This window comes from Flavobacterium sp. AC267, assembly GCF_979258715.1.
In genome coordinates this window covers 918,594-938,246 of the sequence record NZ_OZ409875.1, presented here as the reverse complement: position 1 = coordinate 938,246, position 19,653 = coordinate 918,594, and the positions used below count along the sequence as shown (strand labels likewise).

The following is a 19,653-nucleotide window of genomic DNA, read 5'->3' as shown; positions in this document are numbered from 1 at the left end:
TAAAATCTTATTTTTTAAAAATGAAAAAGATTGATAAAAACATTTATGCAATTTTCAAAAAAAAAGAAAATTCATGTCCTACTTTACTAGAAGGAATATTACATACAGAATTTTTTGAAAAAGAACCATTTGAAGGTCGGGCTTCTGATAGTGGAGAATGGAGAACCACAAAAAATATTAAAACTGTACTGCCTCAGGTATTATGGTTCGTAACAAAAGATAAAAAATACGAATTTGATTTGAGATGGGATAGTCAAGGTTTTTTCATCTCATCTGAATTTCTGAACTTATTATTTAAATTTCAGATCAACAACTTTCAATACACAGAATTACATATCGTAAATAAACATAATAAAAACATCCATTCAAAGGAATATCATTATCTAAGATTTTTTGACAAGCTAGAAGATGCGATAGACTTAGAAAAATCGAAGATTGATTTTGATAAGCGAAACGGAAGTATAAAAAAGATATGGGATTTACAATTTAAAGATTCGATAAATTTCCCAGATGTGTTTGTTTTAAGCACTATTGGATTTGCAGGTATTTTATTTTGTTCAGAAGAATTTAAAAAAGAAGCCGAAAATCTCAAATTAAGAGGAATTAGTTTTATTCCTTCTAATAAAGCAGGGCTTTATAGACCTTAAACCCGCTAGCGCGGATTTCCAATCCGTGCCCGTAAAGATTGAGTTTTCTTTAAGTTGCTAAGATTTTAAGTTTTTTCACTTTTTCATCAAGTTATCATTCCGTAGGAAGGTTTCATTGGTAGAAAAAAAATAACGATCGCCCACATTTACGTTCCGTAGGAACGTTTGATATTAACCGATTCTTAAAAAATGATGTCAAAATCAAACGTTCCTACGGAACGTAAAATAATGATAACAATATAATTATCTACCGATAAGATGTTCCTACGGAACAAGGAAATATATAAAATAAGAAGAGAGATGTTTCAATGAATAATAAACCTGCTAGCACAAATTTACAATCCATGCCCGCAAAGATTTATTTTTTTGCTTTGAGAATTAGTACTAGATATATAAATGATGGAAGAAAATTTAAAACAGTTTTTTGAATATAATAATTCAGATGAAGAGTTGGAATATTACATTCGAATGAATGCAGAGTGGAGTGAAGAATCATTTATGAGGATGAAAAGATTAATTGAAAACATCATAGTACATCATTCCAGTGGTTTTAATTATGACAAAGTTTTTGTCCACTATTGTAATGAAGTCATTCAAAGAATAATTAATATTATATCAAATTATGCTTTCTACAATGGAAGTTGGCCAGACGAATTTACACAAGAAAGCTATATGGCTTTTTTAGATGAAAGAATCAAACAATTAAAAACGCTAAGGGAAGATTTTATAGATTCAATTCAAGTTCTATAATTTGATATTTATATATTGACTAAATTAACCCCAACAATTTAGAAGAAATAAGGTTTTTAAAATATTTCCATCTAAATTTGTCTAATGAAGAAAATTCTCGCTTTATTTTGTTGCTTACTCTTGACAAGTTGTTTTGAGATAACAGAAAGAATCAAACACCACGACGACCAAAGTGGTGAATATACACTTATGATCGACTTTTCACGATCTTGGTTTAAGACAAAATCTGCTATTTGGCTCGAAGAAGTCGATGGCGTTAAAATTCCCAACGAACAGGAAATTGTTCAAAAGCTGGAAGACTTTAAAACCAAAGCTTTAAAAATTGACGGAATTTCAAACGTAACCACAAAAACAGATTTTGACAATTACGTTTTTATCATCAAACTCAATTATGCGAATTTGAAAGCATTAAATGCTGTTGTAAATACGATCAACAATCAGCGTGATCAGATTCACTTTAGCGGAAGCGGAAAAAATTTCGAAAGAATTGCCTCTTATCCAATTCCCGAAAAAGTAGTAAATGATCCGAAGAAAAAGAAAGATCTTGAAGAAGCTACTATTACTTCGATTTATACTTTTGATAAAGATATTCTCTTCGTAAATAATACAAACAGTAAAATTTCGACAAACAAAAAGACGGTTTTTTTAAAGCAAAGCATGTACAGCGTTTTGAAAAAATCGACATTAATGAATAATACCATACAATTAACGCCTTGATTATGAAACAATTTTATACTTTAATTTTTTTACTCGCCTCTTATTTAACGTTTGGACAAACCAACAAATACGATTATTTTGTGCAATTCAACGGAAATCAGCTTTCTAAAAAAGTAAGCGTTTCAGATGTTTTAAATCATCCGTTGATAAACAAATACAGCGACAAAAAACCTGATTTTGATTTTAGTAAATATACTTCGCAGATCAATTTTGATCAAAAAATAACCATTCACGGCAGTTTCACAGACAGCATTCCGTATTATCAAGTTACCATTCCAATAAAAGGGAGGGAAGCGCTTAGACAGTTTTTGATAAAAGAGTTTAAAATCAATAACAGTAGTGACTCTATTGCGAGCAATTGAAGATTTTGATAAATATTCTGTCTATACACCAAACGGCAAAAAGAGATCAATGGTTTGGAATGATACTTATTTGGTTGTTTTAGAGTTGACAAAAAAACTTTCTAAAAATGTTTATGATTTGCAGACTGAAGTTCAAATTGATTCTGCTTATTCGGACGAAAGCTATGGCGATCCAGTAGAAGTTGTAGAGGCACCTGTAATAATTGAAGAGGTCTGCGCCTATGGCAAATTCAACTCAGGAAGAAAATTTATATGATGGAAATCCGTACGAAGAATATACTTTACAGCAGGCAGAATTTGATCGAAAACTAGCAGACAAACAAAATGAAATTATAAAAGCATTATTTGAAAACGGTTTTACGGCGCCAAGTTCATCAAAAATCAACGAATCTGCAGATATTTCATCTTGGGTAGATTATGGCGGTGCAATTTCGAGTTTGTATTCGGCTTACCAGTATCCGACGACGATTTTTGGCGGTTATGACAAGTTTTTACCGATGCAGAATAATTTTGGAAATTTTGTAAAAGGAATAAATGTTGATTTTTATTTTGACAATGATAATGCCCGTATTGAAGAAGTTGTAGAATACTCTGCAGAAATTGCGGGTGTAATGAATAAAATTACCAATAGAAAAATCAATAAAAAAATATTTGATTATTTCCCTGAAGAAAAGCCTTTAGCTTACGGTTCGTATCACATGAACACAAAAGAGGCGCTTGAGAGTTTTCCTTCCTTAACGGCTGATATATTTCAGAATCCAAAATTTGGAAAAGAAGATATAAGCGTTATTACCGATTTAATATCGACAATAATCGATGAAGAAGCTACAGCAAAGCTTTTCGATGGTGATTTAAGCGCTTTTTTATATGGAATGAAAGATGTTGAGGTAATGACCAAAAAGTACGGTTATGATGAGAATTTTCAAGAAACAATTACACAAGAGAAAGTGAAAAAATCAATTCCGTTGTTTGCTGTAATTTTTACTTCAACACATCCGACATTTGGAGACAAGCTTTTACAATTGGGCGTTCGTAAAAAGTTATTAACGCAAAATGGAAATCAGTATCAGGTTTTTGGAACGGAAGAATATGGTACTGTTTTTATTCTAAAAGATAAAGATGTCGTAATTGTTGCCAATACAATGGATTATTTTAATAAAGGAACAGGTTCTTTTGTTAAAGAAACAAAGAAAGATTTGTCTAAAAATTATATGATCGGAAAACTTAATATTGCTCAGACTGTAAATGCATTTGGCAAGAATGCGAAGGAATCAGATTTGGTTCAAATCAATAAAGTTGCTTGCGCAGTTTTCAGATATTACAACAGAATCTCCAAAGAAATTAATTGATAATAAACTGAAATTCATCTTCAAACTAAACTCTAACAAATCTGATAAAAATATCATTTTGCAGACATTAGATTTAGCCGATGAAATGACTTCAAAATAATTCAAGAGTTATAAAATGTAAAAGCCCGAAAATTAGATTTTCGGGCTTTTTTTATATCTCAAAAGTGAATTTTTTATGTGATGGAAGCTTTGTAAATATCTTTAATTGTGGTTTCAAGTACATCGTTGAAATCATCATCAGACTGACCCGCCGTAAGTCCTTCAGAAAGTGCTCTTGAAAAACTGGCAATTAATCCGTGGTTTTGAGTCAGTTTAAGATTTGCATCTTCTCGCGAATAACCGCCAGATAACGCCACAACACGTACAACATGCGGATCTGACATTAATTCGCTGTAAAAATTATCTACAGTCGGAATTGATAATTTCAGCATTACTTTTACCTCTTTGTCTAATGCATTAAGCTGTTTACTGATTTCTTCTTTTAGAATTTCTTCTGATTTTTCTTTATCCGAACTGTAAATATCAACTTCAGGTTCAATAATTGGAATAAGTCCTTTGTTAAAGATTTGTAAACCAACTCTAAATTGCTGTTCTACAATATCACGTATCCCATCAGGATTTGCTTCTTTAATAACCGAACGCATTTTAGTCCCAAAAACATTTCGTTCTATTGCTCGTGTCAGCAATTCATCTAAATTGGGAATTGGTTTCATCAGCTGTACAGCCGCCGGCAGTATCAGCAAGTCCTTTATCAACTTTTAGAAAAGGAACTATGTTTTTCTTTTCCCACAAATAATCTGCCGTCCATTGACCGTCGATTTTGCGGTCCATTGTGTTTTCAAACAAAATAGCACCAAGAATATATTGGCTGTCGAAAGCGGGACTTTTAATAATTCGGGTTCTCATGTCGTGTACCAGAGTGTACATTTCTTCATCATTTGAATAGCTGTTTTCTTGAACGCCATATAGCGATAATGCCTTTGGTGTGCTTCCGTCGCTTTGATCTAGTGCCGCAATAAATCCCTTACCGGAATGCATACGATTTAATTGATCCTGATTTATGTTTTCCATGATAATGCATTTGATTTTACAATAGCTGTAATTTACGCATTTTTTTTCCTCGGTATTACTTTCAAAAAGTTAAGATTTCTTAAAGTCCAATTTTTTCATTTGCCTTATCATAAATCTCTTTTACTTTTTTTGGAGGATCAAATCGGTACCCAACAGAAATTTTGAAGGTAGTAATATTGTCGTTGAGTCGGGTTTGTACTTTTTCGTCTTGAGCAAAACTTACAGAATTCAGACTCGTATAAGCGAAGAAACGATCTTTATTATAAGCAATCTTCAAGTTAAGATCCAACTGATACAATGCTGAGGTCTCGCCATCCATATCATTAATTCCGGCGCCTAAAGCTATTCCTGCACCAATTAAAACACGGTCGCTGATTACAAAATTATAAAAATAGGAGGGAGCTAAAGTAAAAACATACAAATCTCCAGGAGAAGAGTCTGGAGTATTTAAGTCCAAATTAGTGTAATAAAAGGAAAAAGTTGGAATAAAACTTCCAGAACTTTTTGTCTGCCATTCGTTATGACTTACCAATGATTTAAAAGAAAATTTGTCATTAAAAACATAAGCCGTCGATCCTCCAATTTTAGTAGTGCGCATATTGGGCAACTGCGCGGTTATGTTATCATCACTAATGTAAAATCCTTTTTGATTGATAAAAGTAAACGACTGCATCCATTTTTTATAATAAAAACGGGTGTTGAAATTGAAGTTTTTAGAATTTGAATCGCCTTTATTCCCGCTAAGAAATTTTGGAGCAAAACCAATAGTAACGTCAATGATTTTATAGCTTAAATTAAAACCAATCTGTTCTCTTCGATTGGGAATTAGATCTACATAAATTTTTGGATCCTGACTATCCGAAGTAATCTGAAAATTATTTGAAGTATCTAAATAATAAACGCTGGTGGTAATTTTATCATCGTATGATTTAAAATAGGGGTTTTGCGACGTATCGTTTTGGGCAAAACACCCAAAAATGCTGGCAAAAAATGCTATGTAAATCAGTTTTAGATTCATATTTAGTATTTAGCAAAAATTTATAGTATATCCAATTATCATTTGAGATGAGCTCTAGCAGAGCAAAATAATGCTGTAGATAATATCACCCCCGATGGGGTTTAGGATGTACTAATTTATAAAATTTCTATAAATATATTGTCCCTCTGGGACTTAAATAAAAAAGCTTCGAAGAGGCAAAATGTATATAGTAAAAATAGAAGTGTGCCTTAGAAAGCTCCGTTGGAACGAAATATTTATAGGAATCAAACATCATCGAAAACATATTCATTTTTAAAATCAACATTAAATAATTTTAAAAAATCAATATATTCTTCTTTAAATGTTCTTTTCTTATGATGTTCTTCTTGATTTTCAATGTATTTTATAACATTATTCAATTGAGAATGTCCATAAGTAAAAGCTCCAAATCCAGTCTGCCATTCAAACTTTCCATTAATCCATTTTTGATCATTTATGAATTTTGAAGAATTTGCTTTAATATCCCTTACTAAATCTGATATTGATTTGTCAGGTTTTAAGCCAATTAGAATATGAATATGATCCGGCATTCCATTAATTGTAATTAATTTTTGCTCTTTATTGCTTATAATACCAGTAATGTATTTATAAATTTCATTTTTCCAGTTTTTAGAAATCAAATTTTGTCTGCCTTTAACTGCAAAAACAATATGAACATATATTTGAGTATACGTATTTGCCATTTTTTATTAAAATTATTTAAAGAGTAAAGCTAATTAATAATTTTAAATTTGTAGGATAAATATTTCTATAAATATTTCGTTCCGATGGAACTTTATTCAAGATGAATTATTGAAGTTGTAGATATATGTGCCTTCCTATAAATATGTCGCCCCGATGGGGCTTTATGTTGTTGAATAAATTATTTCTATAAATATTTCGTTCCGATGGAACTTTATTTAAGATAAATTATTGAAGGTGTAGATATATGTGCTTTCCTATAAATATGTCGCCCAATGGGCTTTATATTGTTGAATAAATTATTTCTATAAATATTTCGTTCCGCTGGAACTTTGTTCGACATGAATTATTGAAGTTGTAGATATGTGCTTTTCTATAAATATGTCGCCCCGATGGGGCTTTATATTGTTGAATAAATTATTTCTATAGATATTTCGTTCCGATGGAACTTTATTTAAGATAAATTATTGAAGTTGTAGATATATGTGCTTTCCTATAAATATGTCGCCCCGATGGGCTTTATATTGTTGAATAAATTATTTCTATAAATATTTCGTTCCGATGGAACTTTATTTAAGATAAATTATTGAAGTTGTAGATATATGTGCTTTCCTATAAATATGTCGCCCCGATGGGGATTTATATTGTTGAATAAATTATTTCTATAAATATTTCGTTCCGCTGGAACTTTATTCAAGATGAATTATTGAAGTTGTAGATATATGTGCCTTCTTATAAATATGTCGCCCTGATGGGGCTTTATATTGTTGAATAAATTAGCAAAGCCTAGTCCCAGAGGGACGAAATATTTATAGAGAAATTACAAGGTATTATTCAAGAGCTCCAGCGGAGCGAAACAAATTTATCTTAATATTAAACCCAATCAATTGGATTTTCTAATGCATTTACTAATTTTTCTTCCTTACTTCCAACTTCAGGATGATGATCGTAAACCCATTGTACGTGTGGGGGAAGACTCATTAAAATACTTTCAATTCTTCCGTTAGTTTTTAAACCAAATAAAGTGCCTTTGTCGTGAACTAAATTAAACTCCACATAACGTCCACGGCGAATTTCCTGCCAGGTTCTGTTTTCTGGAGAATACTCTAAATTTTTTCTTCTTTCTACAATTGGAACATAAGCTTCAAGAAAACTATTGCCGACTTCGGTTACGAAATTGTACCAATTTTCCATTGACATTTGCTCATTTGCTTTGCAATAATCAAAGAACAAACCACCAAGACCGCGGGCTTCGTTTCTGTGTGCATTCCAAAAATAGGAATCACATTGTTTTTTATATTTTGGATAAAACTCTGGATTGTGTTTGTCGCAGGCAGTTTTACACGTTTGGTGAAAGTGTTTTGCATCTTCTTCAAACAAATAATATGGGGTTAAATCTTGTCCGCCGCCAAACCATTGTTCGATCACATTTCCAGATTCATCATACATTTCGAAATAGCGCCAATTGGCGTGCACGGTGGGAACCATTGGGTTTTTCGGATGAATTACCAAACTTAAGCCACAGGCAAAGAAATCGGCTTCGCCAACGCCAAACATTTTCTGCATCGTTTCAGGAAGTTTTCCGTGAACGGCTGAAATGTTTACGCCGCCTTTTTCGAAAACAGCACCGTTTTCAATAACGCGTGTTCTGCCTCCTCCTCCTTCTGGACGTTTCCATAAATCCTCACGGAATTTTGTCGTTCCGTCAACAGCTTCTAAACCGGCGCAGATTTGGTCTTGTAATTTTTGTATGTATGCGTAAAATTTATCTTTCATGAGTATTGTATTCTGATTTAAGCAACCCGAAATAAACCGTGTTTTGCAATTCGCCGGCACCATTTCTAAATTCGTCTCTTAAAATTCCTTCTTTTTTAAAGTTATGTTTTAATGCGATTCGCTGACTTGCCAAATTTATTTCTGAGGTGCAGATAAAAACCTTATTCATCGTTAATTCATTAAAACAAAAATCAAGAGCATGCGAAACCATTTTTGATGTAATTCCTTTTCCCTGATAATCTTCGTCAATAAAATATCCCAATTCACATTTTGAAATGCGGTAATCAATCGTTTTTACACACAAATAGCCAATTAAATCGTTTGTTTCGATATCTCTTGCATAAAAATAAAAACCTTCATTGTTTTTTTCTTTATCAAGACTTACCGCTAGAAAATCTGTCGCTTTTTTTAATGAATCAGAATTGGCAAGAGTTACAGGAAAAGTGTGGCCTATATGGGTTTTATTCTTGTCTACTAGTTGGTAAAATTCTTCGGGAAGAATGTTTTCAATTCGGTCGATTTTCCAATCTGTAAAACTCATCTTTATTTGTTTTTAGCCGAAGCGATTTTAGTATTGATTCCAAATGAAAAAACTTTGCTTTCCTGTTGGATATATTGGTAAAGTGCTAAAGCTTTGTCATTAAAATTATAATTTTCAACTTTTGAAAAAGCAATTAAAAAATCAGCAAACTGTTCCAATTGATTGAAATCTAAATGACGTCGCACTAATAAAGTAATTAATTCTTCATTTTTATAGTCAACTAGAGTTGAGATATTTAATCCGAATTCCTTTAGCTGATTTTCAATATTAATTTCCTGATCGTTTGTCAATGGCTGAGGTATAAAGTCAAGAGCGTGCAATGTTTTTAATACATTGTCAATTCTGATACTTTCTTCGTCTCTAAGTCCTTTATTTAGCATGATTTTCCGCTTCCTGCCAGGTTTCCAAAACCTTTTAGGTATTTAATTGTTTGCATAATCCATTTAAAAAGAAGATTTCGATAGTTTTTAAACACCTACAAGGTTTTAAAAACCTTGCAGGACGAAACGTAACTATTACTCAAAAGTATAAGTTTCGTTTAAAAGTTCATTCTTTTGATTATGACAAAAGATGAAATTTTCAAAATCTCCAAATAACTCTAAAACTTCATTTCGTTCTATTTTTGTCTCTTTATCCGACATAAAAGCTTTATAAGATGAAAATCTGAAATCCTTAAAGTCAAGATCAAAATGATGTTTAGGATTTAGATGAACATAAACTATCAATTGTTTTAGATACTTTTCGTTTTTTAATTTTATTCTTTTAAAATGTTTTTCAAATAAGCTTCCTGTTCTGTTGGTATGTTTATTAAAAGCTTTTGCATAAGAATTAAACAAGTTTGAAAATGCTTGTGTAACTTCTTTTTCTTCAGAATTAAGCCGAATCACTAAATGAAAATGATTGTTCATTAGGCAATAAGTAAAAACCGAAATTTTATGAGATAAATATTTTGAAACCTGTTTTAAGAAATAAATCTTATTGTCATCACTTTCAAAAATATTTATCCCATTAATACCACGATTATAAATATGATAATAATAATCTTTCTCTAGAACCTCTAACTTCATATTGCATCTCTTTTTCATTTCCTGCAAGGTTTTCAAAACCTTGTAGGTCTTCATTATAATCAAAGGAAAGACTTCATCATACCTACAAGGTTTTGAAAAAAACCTTGCGGGAAAGCCAATCGAAGCAGAAATCTTGTCTAATTTTATACCTACAAGGTTTTGGAAACCTTGCAGGAAAGCTTACTGAGACTGAAAACTGAAAACTGTCAACTGAATACTATTGATTGTATTCCTTAACCGCGTCAATAAACGCTTTTGCGTGATCTACAGGGATATTTGGTAAAATTCCGTGACCTAAATTTACAACATATTTATCTTTTCCGAATTCATCGATCATTTCGTGAACCATTTTTTTGATGGTAGGAATTGGAGAAAGCAATCTTGACGGATCAAAATTTCCTTGTAAAGTAATGTTTCCACCAGACAAATAACGTGCATTTCTAGGCGAACAAGTCCAGTCTACACCAAGTGCCGAAGCTCTACTTTTACCCATTTCGCCAAGAGCAAACCAACATCCTTTCCCGAAAACGATAACCGGAGCATTATCAGCCAAAGCCTCAACGATCTGGTTGATATATTTCCATGAAAATTCCTGATAATCAACCGGAGAAAGCATTCCTCCCCAAGAATCAAAAATCTGAACGGCATCAACTCCCGCTTTTACTTTTTCTTTTAAGTATAAAATAGTTGTATCTGTAATTTTTTGTAATAATGTATGTCTTAGCCGCAGGGTTTGAGAATGCGAAACCTTTTGCAGTATCAAAACTTTTCGAACCTTTTCCTTCAACAGCATAACAGAAAATTGTCCAAGGAGAACCAGCGAAACCAATTAATGGCACTTCGTCGTTCAGCATTTCTTTAGTCAATTTAATGGCATCCATTACATAACCTAAAGTTTCCTGAATGTCCGGAACAAAAACTCTGTGAACATCTGCCATTGAACGAATTGGATTTGGTACAAACGGACCGAAATTTTCTTTCATTAAAACTTCAATTCCCATTGCTTGAGGCACAACTAAAATATCTGAGAATAAAATAGCGAGCATCTGGAGCAATTCTGCGAATGGGCTGTACTGTAATTTCTGCGACTAATTCTGGAGTCTGACAACGTGTGAAGAAATCATATTTATCACGCAAAGCGATAAATTCTGGCAAATATCTTCCAGCTTGACGCATCATCCATACTGGCGGACGTTGAACAGTTTCTCCTTTTAATGCTTTTAAAAATAGGTCGTTTTTTAACATTTTTTTTTATTGCTTTAGGCTTTAAGCTTTAGGCTTTAAGCGTTGTTTTCTGTTTTATTATTTGCTTACGGCTTAAAGCCTAAAGCGTATTGCTATATAAATTTTTTTGCTTACTGCCTAAGGCTTAAAGCTTATTGCTATATTGAATAATTACATCTTCGATAACGTCTTCAATCGTGGGCTGATCTGCAATAATGATGTTTTTGGTAATTTTATGTAAAGCTTCGGCAGTGGTTTCCCCAATGCAAAAGCACGTTTCCTTTTTAATGGTATTTTCTTTTAAATAACTTTCAACGCCAGATGGGCTGAAAAACAATAATGCATCAACTGCAGTTTTTATTTTCTGAGGCTGTAATGATGTTTCGTAAACCTGAATTTCGTTGAGTTTTATTCCGGCTTCTTTTAAAGCGTTTGGTAAAGTATCTCTTCTTAGGTTACCGCTAAAAAAAGTATAGCTTTCACTGCTGTAAATCAAAGTTATAATTTCGGCTAAATCAGATGCATAGCCTGTGTAGGCCACAACATTGAATCCGTTTTCAGATAAAAGAATCTTAGTTTTAAGCCCAACGCAATACACGTTTTTGCTTTTTTAGTTGTTCTGATTTTGGATTTGACAAAACGCTGTGAACTGCATTTTGGCTCGTAAAAATTAAACTTTCGTTGAGGTCTTTTAATTCAAAAGGTTTATTTTGAGTTTGAATGAAATCGGATTCGATTACATCAATATTAGCATTTACTAATGCTTGTTTTTGCTCGCTGGAAAGCTTTTTAGTAGATAATATCTGAATTGATTTCGCCATTATTTTTTTCAGGGATTCTTTAATTTCGTCGCATTAATTCGGTTCCTCCATTATTCAAAATCTCCTGTGCCGAATGAAAACCTAGTTTCTTCCATTCCGAAATATCAACCGTTTTGTCGATTTCCAATTTTTGTTTTCCATCAATTGAAAGTAAAATACCTTGAAAATGTAATGTATCTTCTTCTTCGTTATAAGTTACCAAAGATCCAATTGGTGCGGTACAGCCACCTTCAAGCGTTCTTAAAAACTGACGTTCAATATAGGTACAGATTTCAGTTTCAATATCATTTAACTGCGAAAGTGCATCAAGTGTATAATTATCATTTTCCATTGCCACAACAAGCATTGCTCCTTGTGCCGGCGCGGGAATCATCCAGTCTAGATTGATGTAATTTTCAGGTTTTAGGTTAATGCGCTCCAAACCTGCAGTACGCAAAAACAGCTCCGTCCCAGTTATTGTCTTGCAGTTTTTGCATACGCGTATTCACGTTCCCGCGTAAATCAACTACAGTATGATTTGGGTATTTGTTAAACCATTGTGCCTGACGGCGTAAACTTCCAGTTGCAATTGTACTTGGATTTGCGAAATCGGGATTTCCCTTATGAACTAAAATGTCCAAAACATTGGCTCTTGGCAAAACAGCGACTTGAACAATTCCTTTTGGCAAAGCCGTTGGAACATCTTTCATGGAATGCACTGCGATATCAATATCACCATTAATCATAGCGATGTCCAGCGTTTTGGTAAAAATTCCAGTAATTCCTAATTCATAAAGAGGTTTATCCAGAATAATGTCGCCTTGAGATTTAACCGCAACAATTGAGGTTTTATAGCCTAAGTCGTTTAGTTTTTTCTCGACAGTATGTGCCTGCCAAAGTGCCAATTCGCTATCGCGAGTTCCAATTCTGATTGTTTTTTCCGCCATTTTGTTGAATTTCACCATATAAGGTATGTAAGATAATTTAAGTAGTTTGGATCAAAAAACAATTAGCCTGCTATTAAATGAACTTATATAACTTATATGGTGGAAAATTTATGTTTTTAAGATGCTTTTATTTTGAAGACTTTTTCGATCCATTCGATGCTTTCATCCACCATGGTGTCGTCGTCTTTTAAATGATTTGCGAAATGAGTAGTAATTTTTTGAATGATTCTGTTACTGATGATTTCCGCTTGCGCCTCATTAAAATCAGCAATTTTTCTGCTTTGAAAATCTAATTCAGAAACTTTAATTGCATTCAATTTGTCTTTTAAAGCATTGATGGTTGGTGCAAATTTTCGCCCTTTCATCCAAACAACAAATTCTTCTTTGATTTCTTCGATAATCGCTTCAGTTGCTGGAATGTGTAATTTTCTGTTTTCCAAAGTTTCATCTGTCAATTGAGACAAATAATCCATGTGAATTAAAGTCACACCTTCTAATTCCTCCACATTTTCATGAACGTTTTTCGGAATAGATAAATCTAAAATCAACAAAGGTTTTTTAAGATTCAAAATCGCTTTGTCAACTGTTGGGTTTTGCGCGCCTGTTGCTACAACCACAACATCAGCTTTTTGAAGTTCTAAGTGTAATTCAGAATAATCTTTAACAATCAGGTTTAGTTTTCCAGCCAATTTCTCGGCTTTATCTTTAGTTCTGTTGATTAAAGTAATATGTTCATTTTTAGTATGTTTTACTAAATTTTCGCACGTATTTCTACCGATTTTTCCAGTTCCAAAAAGCAAAATATTTTTATTACTGATATCTTCTACATTTTTAAGAATGTATTGTACCGATGCAAAAGAAACAGAAGTTGCACCAGAACTAATCTCAGTTTCGTTTTTAATTCTTTTGCTCGCCTGAATTACAGCATTTACCAATCTTTCCATAAAAGTATTGGCCAATCCCATTGATTTAGAATGCGAAAAAGATGTTTTGATTTGAGATATAATTTCGAAATCACCCAAGATCTGACTATCTAAACCAGTTCCTACGCGAAACAAATGATTGATAGCTTCTTGGTTTTTGTAAACGAAACCAACTTTTTGAAAAGCGTCAACAGAACCATTGCTGTTATCGCAGATCAATTTTATTAATTGAAATGGATGTTCTGCAAAACCATAAATCTCGGTTCTGTTGCAGGTTGAAGTGACAATTAAACTTTCTATTCCATCGTTTTTAGCTTGTTCCAGCAAACGCGTTTTAGCAATTGCATCCAAACTAAATTGACCTCTGACCTCAGCATCAGCTTTTTTTATAACTCAGACCAACTGAGTAAAAATAAAGGTGTTTCGGTACGTTATTGTTTTCCATAAATTCACTTTCATAAAAGTGCAACAAAATTATTACTATACTATTGATAAAAGTAACGCTGAAAGTACTTTTTGTATCGCCGCATGTTTTTTTGATTCTAAACATCTGTTTTTATGCAAAAAGGAGTACTTTTGTAGCAAAATCAAGTCGTTGGAAACAATTTGTTTAGAGTCATTCTAAATAACATTTTGCAATTGTTCTGATTTTTGTTTTAAAAAAATATCGCTATGAGTTCTCAAGAAGTTATAAAAATTGAAGACGACTTTACGCTGATCCGTTTTCAAAACGATGGTTCTGAGCCTTTTTATGCACAGCACGAAATAGGTACTGGCCTGATACAGTTTCACTTCGGAATAAAAGGCAATGCCAAATTTTTATTCAATCAAGGTGCTTACGCCTTAGATTTGAAGGAAGAAAAATCGTCGCTTTTGTATAATCCGCAGAAAGAATTACCGCTGAATTTAGAATTGGCTCCAAACTCTTGGGTGATTTCTGTAATTGTCTCCATCAAAAAATTTCACGCGTTATTTTCTGCAGAAGCAGATTATATTACTTTTTTAAGTCCTGATAATAAGGATAAGAAGTATTATAACGAAGGAAATATTAGTCCGTCAATGGCAATTGTATTGAGTCAGTTATTTCATTATAACCTTCATCCATCCATAAAAAACCTTTATTATAAAGGAAAAGGATACGAATTATTGAGTTTGTATTTTAACAGAACAGAAGATCCAAATGCAGAACAATGTCCGTTTTTGATAGATGAAGATAACGTTTTAAAAATTCGAAGAGCCAAAGAAATCATCATCGCCAATATGGCCGAACCTCCGGGATTGCAAGAATTAGCAGATGAAATTGGTTTAAATTTAAAGAAACTTAAAATGGGTTTCAAACAAATTTACGGCGATACGGTTTATGGTTTCCTTTTCGATTACAAAATGGATTTCGCCAGAAAACTTTTAGACAGCGGTTCTTATAATGTAAATGAAGTGGGACTTAAAATTGGCTACAGCACCGGAAGTCACTTTATCGCGGCATTCAAGAAAAAGTTTGCCACAACTCCAAAAAAGTATTTGATGTCGATTAATGCGAATGTTTAGATTTTTTGGTTTGCCACGAATTTCACAAATTTCCGCGAATTAAAATATCTGCTGGATCTGCAAAATCTGCGTGACAATTTCAACATCAATTTTTGATATTCAATCATAATTAAAAAGTAATAATTATCATATTTCTAAAAAGTAACAAGCAATACTTTTGACGAAAATTTAAAAAACAAATGCTTAAAGCCTACAGCTTAAAGCCAAAAGCAAGAAAAAAATAATGAAAGGCGTATTATTAGTAAATTTAGGATCTCCAGAAAGTCCAACACCAAAAGATGTTAAACCTTATTTAGATGAATTTTTAATGGATAAATACGTGATCGACGTTCCGTATTTATTGAGAGCATTATTAGTTCGCGGTATTATTTTAAGAAAAAGACCAGAGGAATCTGCACACGCTTACGCGAAAATTTGGTGGGATGAAGGCTCTCCGCTTGTAGTTCTTTCAGAAAGAATGCAGAAAAAAGTGCGACCTTTGGTAAATATTCCAGTTGCATTAGCAATGCGTTATGGAAGCATGACCATCGAAAAAGGACTTCAGGAATTACACGATAAAGGGGTTACAGAAGTAATGCTTTTTCCATTATATCCGCAATATGCAATGGCTTCGACTTTGACAATCTTGGTTAAAGCAGAAGAAATCCGTAAAAAGAAATTTCCTCAAATGACTTTTACAGATGTTCCGGCGTTTTACAACAAACCAGATTATATTAAGAATCTGGCAGATTCGATCCAAAAACACTTAGTTGGGTTTGATTACGATCATTTATTGTTTTCGTATCACGGAATTCCAGAACGTCACATTCGCAAGACCGATGTAACGAAATCTCACTGTAAAATTGACGGTTCTTGTTGTAACACACCTTCAGCGGCGCATGATTTCTGTTACCGTCACCAATGTTACGAAACAACAAAACAAGTCATTAAATTATTAGGACTTCCAGAAGATAAATACAGTCTGACTTTTCAATCGCGTTTAGCGGGAGACAAATGGTTAGAACCTTATACCGATGTTGAAATTGACAACATGCCGGCAAAAGGAATCAAAAAATTAGCAGTTGTAACACCAGCTTTCGTTTCGGATTGTCTTGAAACTCTTGAAGAAATCGCTATGCGCGCCAAAGAAGATTTTGAAGCGAATGGAGGAGAGGAGTTCCTTGCAATTCCGTGTTTGAATGATGACGATGAATGGTGTCAAACTGTTGGGAATTGGATTAATGATTGGGCTAAGTAGAAAATAGAGGCAAGAGTAAAGAGGAAAGATAGTTGGGTGAAAATCAACTTTAAGAGAACCTGAAACCTGAAACAAAAAGAATGGAATATTATAACTACCTAAAATCACTGCATCTTATATTTGTAATCACTTGGTTTGCGGGTTTGTTTTATATTGTGCGTTTGTTTGTATACCAAATTGAAGCCAATGAAAAATCATCTCCTGAAAAGGAAATTCTGCAGACACAATACAAAATTATGGCCTATCGTTTGTGGTATATAATAACATGGCCATCGGCGGTTTTGGCCAGCATTTTTGCTTTTTGGATGTTGTTTTTTACCGATGCAGGAAGTGTTTGGATCAAAATGCCTTGGATGCACGTAAAATTATGTTTCGTTTTTCTTTTATATTTATATCACGGAAAATGCCATCAAATTTTTAAACAACTCCAAAATGATGAGGTAAAATATACTAATAATTTTATGCGTTTATGGAATGAAGGCGCAACGATTATTTTATTCGCCGTTGTTTTTTTAGTTGTTTTAAAAAGCGCCATCAACTGGATTTTCGGCGTAATCGGGATTGTTTTATTCTCGGTTTTAATCATGCTGGGATTCCGATTTTACAAACGAATAAGAGAAAAAAAGTAATTAGTAAAAAGTGATTAGTAATTAGTTTCAAGCTTTTACTATTCACTAATTACTATTCACTAATCACTAAAAACATGCTAAACTTCAAAATGTCAATGCTTTCACTTCGAACAAGGATTTTCCTGTCGATGATTGTATTGATTGTTGTGGCATCTTTTTTACTAGCTTCGATTTCGATTATTCAGTTTAAAACTGAGGCCAAAGAGTACCATCAGGAACGTTTAGAAAGAAAAGAAAACGCCGTAAAAGAACACATTAATTACGTTCTGGCAACAACCACTTATCCGCTGAAAACAGGAAATTTAGATTTAATTTTTAAAGATAAAATTCACGAGTTAGCGCAGATTCATAAAATCGAAATCAATATTTACAGTCTTGACGGAAAACTGTTGAAATCGTCTAAAGAATCTTTTGCAGTCGACAAAATCGCTCCGCCAATTCCAGAATACATTCTAAAACTCGTTCGTTCTTCGATAGAAAAACGTTTTGTAGACATTAAAACCATCGACGGAGTCAAAAACAGATCTTCGTATAGTTTAATAAAAGACGAAAAGTTTAAACCGCTCGGAATTTTAAATCTTCCATACCTGGAAGACGACGGTTATTATGATAATGAGTTAAATACTTTCTTGATTCGATTAAGTCAAGTATATTCTTTTATGCTGATTGTGGCTTTTGCATTGGCGTATTTCCTTTCTACTTACATCACAAAATCATTAAAAACCATTTCTGATAGATTGGAAGAAACCAATTTAGATCAGAAAAACGAGAAAATTGTTTTAGAAGCCAACAGCAAAGAAGTCAACTTCCTGATTAAAGCGTATAACGGAATGGTGGATAAACTCGAAACCAGTGCCATAAAACTAGCGCAAAGCGAAAGGGAAGAAGCATGGCGCGAAATGGCCAAACAAGTGGCACACGAAATTAAAAATCCGCTTACGCCGATGCGATTAACGGTACAGAGTTTTCAGCGAAAGTTCGATCCAAATGATCCTGATGTGAAGCAGAAAATGAACGATTACTCTGAAACCTTAATTCAGCAGATTGATACCATGACCGCAGTGGCTTCGGCATTTTCGAATTTTGCTTCGATGCCGGCGCGACAAAACGAAACCTTAAATGTAGTTGAGGTTGTCGAATTGGCTTTGGATATTTTCAATGAAGAATATATTGTTTTTGAGAAACATGAAGAAGAAATCATTTCGAAAATGGATCGTACGCAATTGATTCGTGTGATTACCAACTTGGTTAAAAATGCAACGCAGGCGATTCCCGAAAATCAGTTTCAAAAATCGATTGTGGTTACGGTAAAGCGAAGAAATAATAATGTCGAGATTGCGGTGAAAGACAACGGAATAGGAATACAGAAACAAGATACCGGCCGAATCTTCGAACCAAAATTCACCACCAAAACCAGCGGAATGGGACTTGGACTCGGAATTATCAAAAACATTATAGAAAATTACAAAGGAACAATTACCTTTGAATCAACTTACGGAAAAGGAACCACATTTAGAGTTTCTTTACCTATTACAAACTCTTAAATTCAGCGTCATGGACTACGAAAATATCTTAATTTCTATCGAAGAGAAAGTTGCTACGGTCACTATTAACAGACCTGCAAAACTGAATGCATTAAACAAAGCAACTATCAGTGATTTGAGTAATGCGATTAAATTATTAAGTAAAAATGATGATGTTCGTGTTATTATTTTAACGGGAAGTGGCGAAAAAGCTTTTGTAGCTGGAGCAGATATATCTGAGTTTGCAAATTATACTGTTGTTGAAGGTGCACAATTGGCGGCAGAAGGTCAGGAATCCTTATTTGATTATATCGAAAATCTGAAAAAACCGGTTATTGCGGCCGTTAACGGTTTTGCTTTAGGCGGTGGTTTAGAATTAGCAATGGCATGTCATTTTAGAGTAGCTTCAGACAATGCAAAAATGGGATTGCCGGAAGTAACATTAGGATTGATTCCGGGTTACGGAGGAACACAGCGTTTGCCACAATTAGTGGGAAAAGGCCGAGCTATGGAAATGATCATGAGCGCGACAATGATTTCTGCAGAAGAAGCAAAACAATACGGTTTAGTAAATCATATTGTATCACAGGCTGAACTTTTATCGTTTACCAATGTAATTGCTCATAAAATCATTAAAAATGCCCCGTTTGCCATTAGTAAAGCTATCAAAGCTATTAATGCCAACTTTACAGACGGCAAAAACGGATTTGATACGGAAATAAAATCTTTCGGAAAATGTTTCGGAACTGAGGATTTTAAAGAAGGAACAACCGCTTTTTTAGAAAAACGTAAAGCAGAATTTACAGGAAAATAATTTTCTTAACC

17 protein-coding genes and 5 pseudogenes are annotated in these 19,653 nt (G+C 33.3%); 11 read left to right on the top strand and 11 right to left on the bottom strand.

The window, feature by feature from the left end:
* Positions 1-20 precede the first annotated feature (20 nt).
* From ACZZ95_RS04960 to ACZZ95_RS04935, 6 genes are all read left to right on the top strand, one after another.
* The gene (locus tag ACZZ95_RS04960; RefSeq protein ID WP_463468242.1) at positions 21-647 is read left to right on the top strand and encodes an Imm43 family immunity protein; all 627 of its coding nucleotides are present in this window, start codon (positions 21-23) and stop codon (positions 645-647) included.
* 396 nt (positions 648-1,043) lie between these two features.
* Entirely contained in the window at positions 1,044-1,397 is a 354-nt protein-coding gene (locus tag ACZZ95_RS04955) for a hypothetical protein (RefSeq protein WP_463468241.1), read from the top strand.
* A gap of 84 nt (positions 1,398-1,481) precedes the next feature.
* Complete coding sequence (locus ACZZ95_RS04950; protein WP_463468240.1) at positions 1,482-2,114, top strand: hypothetical protein; 633 nt, start codon at positions 1,482-1,484, stop codon at positions 2,112-2,114.
* Between the two features lie 2 nt (positions 2,115-2,116).
* A complete protein-coding gene (locus ACZZ95_RS04945; RefSeq protein WP_463468239.1) occupies positions 2,117-2,476 on the top strand; it encodes a hypothetical protein in 360 nt (119 codons plus the stop codon).
* Positions 2,454-2,732: a hypothetical protein gene (locus tag ACZZ95_RS04940; protein WP_463468238.1), complete on the top strand. Its 279-nt coding sequence runs from the start codon at positions 2,454-2,456 to the stop codon at positions 2,730-2,732. Before ACZZ95_RS04945 ends, ACZZ95_RS04940 begins: the two co-directional genes overlap by 23 nt.
* Positions 2,698-3,825: a hypothetical protein gene (locus ACZZ95_RS04935; RefSeq protein ID WP_463468237.1), complete on the top strand. Its 1,128-nt coding sequence runs from the start codon at positions 2,698-2,700 to the stop codon at positions 3,823-3,825. Before ACZZ95_RS04940 ends, ACZZ95_RS04935 begins: the two co-directional genes overlap by 35 nt.
* A 173-nt stretch (positions 3,826-3,998) precedes the next feature.
* Here the strand turns inward: ACZZ95_RS04935 and ACZZ95_RS04930 are convergent.
* The 11 genes and pseudogenes from ACZZ95_RS04930 to hemA form a co-directional block, all read right to left on the bottom strand.
* Positions 3,999-4,887 (bottom strand): annotated as a pseudogene (locus ACZZ95_RS04930) (fructose bisphosphate aldolase).
* Between the two features lie 88 nt (positions 4,888-4,975).
* Positions 4,976-5,914, bottom strand: a complete 939-nt coding sequence (locus ACZZ95_RS04925) for a DUF4421 family protein (protein WP_463468236.1) — start codon at positions 5,912-5,914, stop codon at positions 4,976-4,978.
* Positions 5,915-6,159: 245 nt separating this feature from the next.
* Positions 6,160-6,618 carry an IS200/IS605 family transposase gene (tnpA, locus tag ACZZ95_RS04920; RefSeq protein ID WP_463468235.1) on the bottom strand — a complete coding sequence of 153 codons (459 nt, stop codon included), beginning with the start codon at positions 6,616-6,618 and terminating at the stop codon, positions 6,160-6,162.
* An 871-nt stretch (positions 6,619-7,489) separates the two neighbouring features.
* On the bottom strand, positions 7,490-8,392 hold the full coding sequence (hemF, locus tag ACZZ95_RS04915) for an oxygen-dependent coproporphyrinogen oxidase (RefSeq protein WP_463468234.1): 903 nt from the start codon (positions 8,390-8,392) through the stop codon (positions 7,490-7,492).
* Complete coding sequence (locus ACZZ95_RS04910; RefSeq protein ID WP_463468233.1) at positions 8,382-8,933, bottom strand: GNAT family N-acetyltransferase; 552 nt, start codon at positions 8,931-8,933, stop codon at positions 8,382-8,384. Before ACZZ95_RS04910 ends, hemF begins: the two co-directional genes overlap by 11 nt.
* 2 nt (positions 8,934-8,935) lie before the next feature.
* On the bottom strand, positions 8,936-9,313 hold the full coding sequence (locus tag ACZZ95_RS04905) for a hypothetical protein (protein ID WP_463468232.1): 378 nt from the start codon (positions 9,311-9,313) through the stop codon (positions 8,936-8,938).
* Between the two features lie 135 nt (positions 9,314-9,448).
* Positions 9,449-10,018 carry a transposase gene (locus ACZZ95_RS04900; protein WP_463468231.1) on the bottom strand — a complete coding sequence of 190 codons (570 nt, stop codon included), beginning with the start codon at positions 10,016-10,018 and terminating at the stop codon, positions 9,449-9,451.
* Positions 10,019-10,217: 199 nt separating this feature from the next.
* Positions 10,218-11,245: pseudogene (gene hemE, locus ACZZ95_RS04895) on the bottom strand (uroporphyrinogen decarboxylase).
* Positions 11,246-11,369: 124 nt separating this feature from the next.
* Positions 11,370-12,045 (bottom strand): annotated as a pseudogene (locus tag ACZZ95_RS04890) (uroporphyrinogen-III synthase).
* Between the two features lie 3 nt (positions 12,046-12,048).
* Positions 12,049-12,971, bottom strand: a pseudogene (gene hemC / locus ACZZ95_RS04885) (hydroxymethylbilane synthase); the annotation flags it as partial.
* 116 nt (positions 12,972-13,087) lie between these two features.
* Positions 13,088-14,339 (bottom strand): annotated as a pseudogene (gene hemA, locus ACZZ95_RS04880) (glutamyl-tRNA reductase).
* 227 nt (positions 14,340-14,566) lie between these two features.
* Between hemA and ACZZ95_RS04875 the strand changes: the two are divergent.
* The 5 genes from ACZZ95_RS04875 (at position 14,567) to ACZZ95_RS04855 (ending at position 19,642) form a co-directional block, all read left to right on the top strand.
* Positions 14,567-15,439, top strand: coding sequence for a helix-turn-helix domain-containing protein (locus ACZZ95_RS04875; protein WP_463468230.1), 873 nt, complete (start codon positions 14,567-14,569; stop codon positions 15,437-15,439).
* 223 nt (positions 15,440-15,662) lie between these two features.
* Positions 15,663-16,676, top strand: coding sequence for a ferrochelatase (gene hemH / locus ACZZ95_RS04870; protein ID WP_463468229.1), 1,014 nt, complete (start codon positions 15,663-15,665; stop codon positions 16,674-16,676).
* A gap of 80 nt (positions 16,677-16,756) precedes the next feature.
* Positions 16,757-17,305, top strand: a complete 549-nt coding sequence (locus ACZZ95_RS04865) for a CopD family protein (protein ID WP_463468228.1) — start codon at positions 16,757-16,759, stop codon at positions 17,303-17,305.
* A 128-nt stretch (positions 17,306-17,433) separates the two neighbouring features.
* A complete protein-coding gene (locus ACZZ95_RS04860; protein WP_463471625.1) occupies positions 17,434-18,849 on the top strand; it encodes an ATP-binding protein in 1,416 nt (471 codons plus the stop codon).
* Between the two features lie 10 nt (positions 18,850-18,859).
* Positions 18,860-19,642, top strand: coding sequence for an enoyl-CoA hydratase/isomerase family protein (locus ACZZ95_RS04855; protein ID WP_463468227.1), 783 nt, complete (start codon positions 18,860-18,862; stop codon positions 19,640-19,642).
* The last annotated feature ends 11 nt before the right edge of the window (positions 19,643-19,653 follow it).

Bases quoted from the DNA above. Each gene is read 5' to 3' on its own strand.
- ACZZ95_RS04855 (WP_463468227.1), top strand. From the start codon at position 18,860: ATGGACTACGAAAATATCTTAATTTCTATCGAAGAGAAAGTTGCTACG.
- tnpA (WP_463468235.1), bottom strand. From the start codon at position 6,618: ATGGCAAATACGTATACTCAAATATATGTTCATATTGTTTTTGCAGTT.
- ACZZ95_RS04910 (WP_463468233.1), bottom strand. From the start codon at position 8,933: ATGAGTTTTACAGATTGGAAAATCGACCGAATTGAAAACATTCTTCCC.
- ACZZ95_RS04865 (WP_463468228.1), top strand. From the start codon at position 16,757: ATGGAATATTATAACTACCTAAAATCACTGCATCTTATATTTGTAATC.
- ACZZ95_RS04875 (WP_463468230.1), top strand. From the start codon at position 14,567: ATGAGTTCTCAAGAAGTTATAAAAATTGAAGACGACTTTACGCTGATC.
- ACZZ95_RS04860 (WP_463471625.1), top strand. From the start codon at position 17,434: ATGATTGTATTGATTGTTGTGGCATCTTTTTTACTAGCTTCGATTTCG.
- ACZZ95_RS04905 (WP_463468232.1), bottom strand. From the start codon at position 9,313: ATGCTAAATAAAGGACTTAGAGACGAAGAAAGTATCAGAATTGACAAT.
- ACZZ95_RS04960 (WP_463468242.1), top strand. From the start codon at position 21: ATGAAAAAGATTGATAAAAACATTTATGCAATTTTCAAAAAAAAAGAA.
- ACZZ95_RS04945 (WP_463468239.1), top strand. From the start codon at position 2,117: ATGAAACAATTTTATACTTTAATTTTTTTACTCGCCTCTTATTTAACG.
- hemH (WP_463468229.1), top strand. From the start codon at position 15,663: ATGAAAGGCGTATTATTAGTAAATTTAGGATCTCCAGAAAGTCCAACA.
- ACZZ95_RS04950 (WP_463468240.1), top strand. From the start codon at position 1,482: ATGAAGAAAATTCTCGCTTTATTTTGTTGCTTACTCTTGACAAGTTGT.
- ACZZ95_RS04900 (WP_463468231.1), bottom strand. From the start codon at position 10,018: ATGAAAAAGAGATGCAATATGAAGTTAGAGGTTCTAGAGAAAGATTAT.
- ACZZ95_RS04935 (WP_463468237.1), top strand. From the start codon at position 2,698: ATGGCAAATTCAACTCAGGAAGAAAATTTATATGATGGAAATCCGTAC.
- hemF (WP_463468234.1), bottom strand. From the start codon at position 8,392: ATGAAAGATAAATTTTACGCATACATACAAAAATTACAAGACCAAATC.
- ACZZ95_RS04955 (WP_463468241.1), top strand. From the start codon at position 1,044: ATGATGGAAGAAAATTTAAAACAGTTTTTTGAATATAATAATTCAGAT.
- ACZZ95_RS04925 (WP_463468236.1), bottom strand. From the start codon at position 5,914: ATGAATCTAAAACTGATTTACATAGCATTTTTTGCCAGCATTTTTGGG.